Source organism: Succinivibrio sp. (assembly GCF_045124615.1).
In the GTDB taxonomy this organism is placed as follows: Bacteria; Pseudomonadota; Gammaproteobacteria; order Enterobacterales; family Succinivibrionaceae; genus Succinivibrio; species Succinivibrio faecicola.
The window spans coordinates 1-4,713 of the sequence record NZ_JBGVMC010000281.1 but is presented as its reverse complement, the minus strand read 5'-3'; the positions used below and the strand labels follow the sequence as shown (position 1 = coordinate 4,713).

Sequence of the window (4,713 nt, the reverse complement as noted above, 5' to 3'; positions counted from 1 at the left end):
TCTTTAAACACGGTTAAGAGTCTGCTTGCTGAAGCTTTGTCTCTCTATCAGAGTAAAGCTTTTTACAGAGAATTAAAAAAGTCTCTGCCTGAGGATTTGGATAAGCTTTTAACAGAGCTTAAAGTCAAAGACATCATCCTTATTGATGGTACTGAAATTGACCTTTCCTATTCATGTGCTGATAACTTCAGCTGCAAGGGGAAAGGCAGATTAAGACTTGATGGCAAACCTCCAAGGCCAGGTTTAAAGCTGCATGTTGCTTTCTCAGTGATTAAGCATACCTTTGAGTACATTGAAATTACTGAAGCTGTAGGCTCTGAACGCGACTGCGTACATCCTGAGCGATTTAATAACTGCCTCATCATCGCAGACAGAGGTTATGTTAATGAAGAGCTTGAAAAGCGTATTGCTGACAGTGGAAACCTCTTTTTAATCAGAGGTAAATCCAATACCGCAGGCTCCATCACAAAAGCAGTATCTGATGAGTTTGCAGAGATTAAAGAGTTTAAAGGGCTTAAAGTAAATCAGCTTCCTTTGGATGCCAATGCTGATTTACAGGTTGAATCAGCTCGTGGACACTCAATCAGAGTGATAGTAAGACATCATAAACACAATGATGACTCATGCTCTATTATCAGAACCAATATACCAGGAGACAGACTGTGTGCAAAGCAGATTTACCTGCTCTATCGTTTAAGATGGACTATTGAACTATTCAATAAAGCCAATAAACAGAGCTCCTGCCTTCAGAGCATAAACTCAGCAGATAAAAATATCATTCTGATATTTCTGCTGCTGTCTGTGCTGGTATCTGTCATCAAAACTTATTGCGGCCATAAAGCCAGATTTGAAAACAACCTTAAATGGCTTTCGATGCTGAAACTGCATAAGCGCAATGCTGTATTTAAAAAGCTTTATGAAGCTTTACTCAGCAAAGGATTATCTACTGTATATCAAATTTTTAAAGAGCTTCTCGATGACATAGCACTGAACGCTAAGCGTTCAATGCCATCTAATCGAGATCGAGTTGAATTAAAAGATCTGCCATTGTTAATCTGGCAGATCGCTAACCACCCAAGACCTGATAGAAAAATCGCTTAAGGTCTTAGGTATGATTTAAAACTTCATGATCCCGATGATTTCTTCTCTTTATTGGTACATACAGGTTACTTAACAGCTGTTGGTAATCCTTCAAAGAATAACTACATTGTAAAAATACCAAATGAAGAAATTCTAAATTGCTTTGAGTCTAATATCAAGAAAGTCTTTGATGACAATTTAACTCTAGGTCCTGATAAAAAGGCTGAAAAGTTGGCTACAGGATTTTTAGAAGGAAACACATCAAGTGTTACTGCTATTCTTAACTCATTGTTGACTTCATATGTCTCTATCAGAGATTTAGCCACAAAATCAAAACCAGAGAACTTCTATCATGGCTTTATGCCTGGAATATTTACCGTTTCAGAAAAATGGGTAAAAGAATATAAATCCAATTTTGAAGCTGGCAATGGATATGCGGATATTTCTTTTAGAAATTCAGATAAGACCAAAGTTGCTATTTTGGAACTTAAGAGTTCACCTAGCGAAAAAGATATGAAAGTAGTTGCTCAAAAAGCGCTCTTGCAAATTGAAGAAAAACAATATGCAAAAGATTTTTTAGAATTGCCAACAGTTCATTCAATTGAAACTTATGGAATTGCTTTTTTCAATAAACAATGCTACATCGTTTCTAAAAAGATTTTATAGAGAATAAAAAGAGGCTGCAATTTAGGCTTAAGCTCGTAAATTACAGCTATCTGTTATTCTTTACATGAATTGCTATCAAAGAAATTTACAAGTTTCACTTCTGGACTGTAAATTTCACCATTTAGGTACATATCTACAATCTTGTCTTTGTAGAAATCATAGATAAGATGAAGATGAGAAACAGTCCAATCCTCTGAAATCCATAATTTTCCATTTCTGCTCTGTTTAACAGTCTTTAAAGCAGATCCGTCTTTTATTGATTTTAATATCAAACATAAGTCGCTACAAAGTTTTACGATAGCTTTATTTGCAACATCATGCATTCTATCCCCATACTCTAGAGTAGGAACACATTGATGAAGAATATCTCCACCATCCAATCTTTTTGTTAATCTATGAACTGTCATTCCTGCCCAGTTAGGTCTTAAAAGGTAAAACGGCCAGAACATTGTTATGCAACCTTTAAATTCAGGTGATAATCCACCATGAATGTTAAATGCATTATTTTGAAAGTTATCTATTATTTCATCCGAAATTTTGTGTACACCATAAGTAAGCAGTACATCAGCTTTATCTTGATTAAAAAACTCAAGAGTTTTTTCAGAGTTAAGTTCATCCTTTGAAACTTCTAACACAGGAACTTTGCTCTTGAAAAAATCTAGTGGAATATCTTTAAAGAACTTATTTTCAGATTCATCTCTGATTTTAAAGTGTTTTATAAACAGAGCTTTATCTTCTTGACTCCAATTTGGATCTGGACTTGGAATAAAGGCTTCTCTTTTTTCAACTACCAGAGATTTCAGTAGACCATTTTTGTATAGCTCATTTGCTATATATAGGTGCCTTGGATGAGATCCACACATAAATGAAACTAAAACAGTCATAAATCCTCTTCTATAAGACCTTTTGTCAATAAAATATTGGTTATAATTTTGATTTCTTCTTGACCGCAATGGAGTTTCTTTTTCATTTCTTCTAATGAAACGCTTCCGTCTGCAAGATTAAGGTAATTCATTACCTTAGCCACAAAATGGTCAATAGAATTCATCTGTTGTTTTAATGAAGCTGCACTATCAGACTCTCGATCTCCATTCGTGTTTAAACTCGGATACAAATCATAGTTACCAAGTTTTACTTCTCCATAAGGATATCGATTTACATAATAAAGCTGTTCTTCTTCAAGTTTTAATAGAGCTTCAAGCTGATCACAGCTTGTAATGAGATTTTCTATACCCATTACATCTTTTGTATCTAGGCTGTTGTGATACTCTCTGTATTCACCATATACAAGTCTTGCTACTTGGCTTACAGGCAGGTTAAAACCAGGTGAACAATACTGTCTTTCATCCGATCCTGAGGATGCATCAAAAGGCTCTATTCTCATTTTTTCCGGAAGATTTTTAATTGATGAGACAAGCTCTCCTTTATCAATTTCTTTTACAAGATTGTCAAAGGGTGCATTTCCCCTTCTAGAAAGCTTGATACGCAATGGATTTTTTCCTCCAAGACAAGTTAGGACAAAACCAGCATGTAAGTTCTTCTTAAGTTCTTCTCCATGATCAGAAAGATATGAAATTGAGCCAATTGTTTCAGGTGTTATTACAAACCTGTAAGTGTATTTACGATCTTTCCAGCTTTTTATTCTGTTGTACAGCATTGCAAGAACAATAGGTCCTGACAACTCATTATTTGCCATTGATGGGTGACACAGATATGAGGATATTAGTATTTCTTTTTTGCTGTGACCTTTTAGGACACATTCGCCAACAACGAGATTACCATCTACAAAAGAAGAATCTATTACAGCATGGTAAGTATCTTCTGGTAAAGAATCCAACTGATCCTGAGACATGCAAAATCCACATCTTGGTTTATAGTAAGAGATTGTATAAGGGATCGCTTCTTTAATTGAAGGAATAGTGTAAATGTGATCTTTTAACTCTGCTAATGAGAAATAATCATTTACCGGAAGAGAATAATTTACTACGTGTAATGTGGAATCTTTGATATCTATTACTCGTTGTCCTTTAGAGTTTTCTATATAAGCTTTGTTAATTACCCACTCTTTAGGAACTTCCCAATTTAGGACTTTTTTGCCTGAAGGATAATAGTTATATGAAAATGGAACATACTCTTTGAGAATATCTAAAGAAGAGCGATAACCTTCTCCCAAAATACTTCTCATAATAGGAAACAATCGATCAAATAGATTCTCTATATTTTCAACATGATCAAGTGTATTTTGCATTTCTTGAACCTTTCTCTTTAGAACACTGCCTATCTAGCAGATTCTACAACTTTATGACACGAATTTCGTTAAGAGGAGAAAACAGTTGTAATATAACGATAGTTTAACATACCTAGGATCTTAAGCTTTTTAGCTTAAAATTCCTTTATGAATTAATGATTAAATATTATTGTTGAATTTATTAATAGTCAAATTAGTAAATTTCAAACAAAGTTCTTTAAAAATTTGATATACAAATCAGTATGATAGCTTATTGAGATTTTTCTAAAAAGAAGGATTTTTGCATCGATTTTGCAGAATTCTGGACTTTTGGATGTTATTAGATATTTTCTTGATTTTTAAGTGATTTAGATAATAAAAAAGGGATTGTCTGTGATATAATAAATGTATTCAAAATCAATTACATAACAGGCAAATCCCATGCAGAAATTATCACTTATTATCACTCCAAAGTCAACCTTTAATGCAACTTCTTTAACATCTGTTATCTCAAAAGAGCATATTGAATCCATTGCACGTCAAGAAGGTGCTCTGATAAGGCGAAGAAAGTTCTCTTTGTCATCGTACCTTATCAATGCAGTTAAAAATATGTGTGCTCCTGTAAAGAAGTCTGAGTTTACTCTCTGTTCTATGCATGAGAGCTATAACAGACTTCATCCAGATAATACTTTAAGTCACAAGTGTATTCATAAGCAGCTGCAGTCTGATGAGTCTTTAAA

The 4,713-nt window shown here is 34.0% G+C and carries 5 protein-coding genes; 3 read left to right on the top strand and 2 right to left on the bottom strand.

What is annotated here, in order from left to right; genetic code table 11:
* Together ACJML3_RS07290 and ACJML3_RS07285 are read left to right on the top strand one after the other, a co-directional pair.
* Window positions 1-1,101: transposase (locus ACJML3_RS07290; protein WP_406021951.1), on the top strand; the 1,101-nt coding region annotated here is incomplete at its 5' end.
* Window positions 1,102-1,152: 51 nt separating this feature from the next.
* Window positions 1,153-1,746 (top strand): PD-(D/E)XK nuclease domain-containing protein, encoded by a 594-nt coding sequence (locus ACJML3_RS07285; protein WP_406021949.1) that lies wholly within the window; start codon window positions 1,153-1,155, stop codon window positions 1,744-1,746.
* Between the two features lie 53 nt (window positions 1,747-1,799).
* Here ACJML3_RS07285 and ACJML3_RS07280 read toward each other — a convergent pair whose 3' ends face one another.
* A complete protein-coding gene (locus tag ACJML3_RS07280) occupies window positions 1,800-2,630 on the bottom strand; it encodes a formyltransferase family protein (RefSeq protein ID WP_406021947.1) in 831 nt (276 codons plus the stop codon).
* Window positions 2,627-3,994, bottom strand: coding sequence for a DUF4910 domain-containing protein (locus tag ACJML3_RS07275; protein ID WP_406021945.1), 1,368 nt, complete (start codon window positions 3,992-3,994; stop codon window positions 2,627-2,629). The genes ACJML3_RS07280 and ACJML3_RS07275 overlap by 4 nt, the downstream gene beginning before the upstream one ends.
* Window positions 3,995-4,414: 420 nt before the next feature.
* Between ACJML3_RS07275 and ACJML3_RS07270 the strand changes: the two genes are divergently transcribed.
* Window positions 4,415-4,713 (top strand): hypothetical protein (locus ACJML3_RS07270; RefSeq protein ID WP_406021943.1); only part of this gene is annotated, 299 nt, incomplete at its 3' end.

Bases quoted from the DNA above. Each gene is read 5' to 3' on its own strand.
- ACJML3_RS07280 (WP_406021947.1), bottom strand. From the start codon at position 2,630: ATGACTGTTTTAGTTTCATTTATGTGTGGATCTCATCCAAGGCACCTA.
- ACJML3_RS07275 (WP_406021945.1), bottom strand. From the start codon at position 3,994: ATGCAAAATACACTTGATCATGTTGAAAATATAGAGAATCTATTTGAT.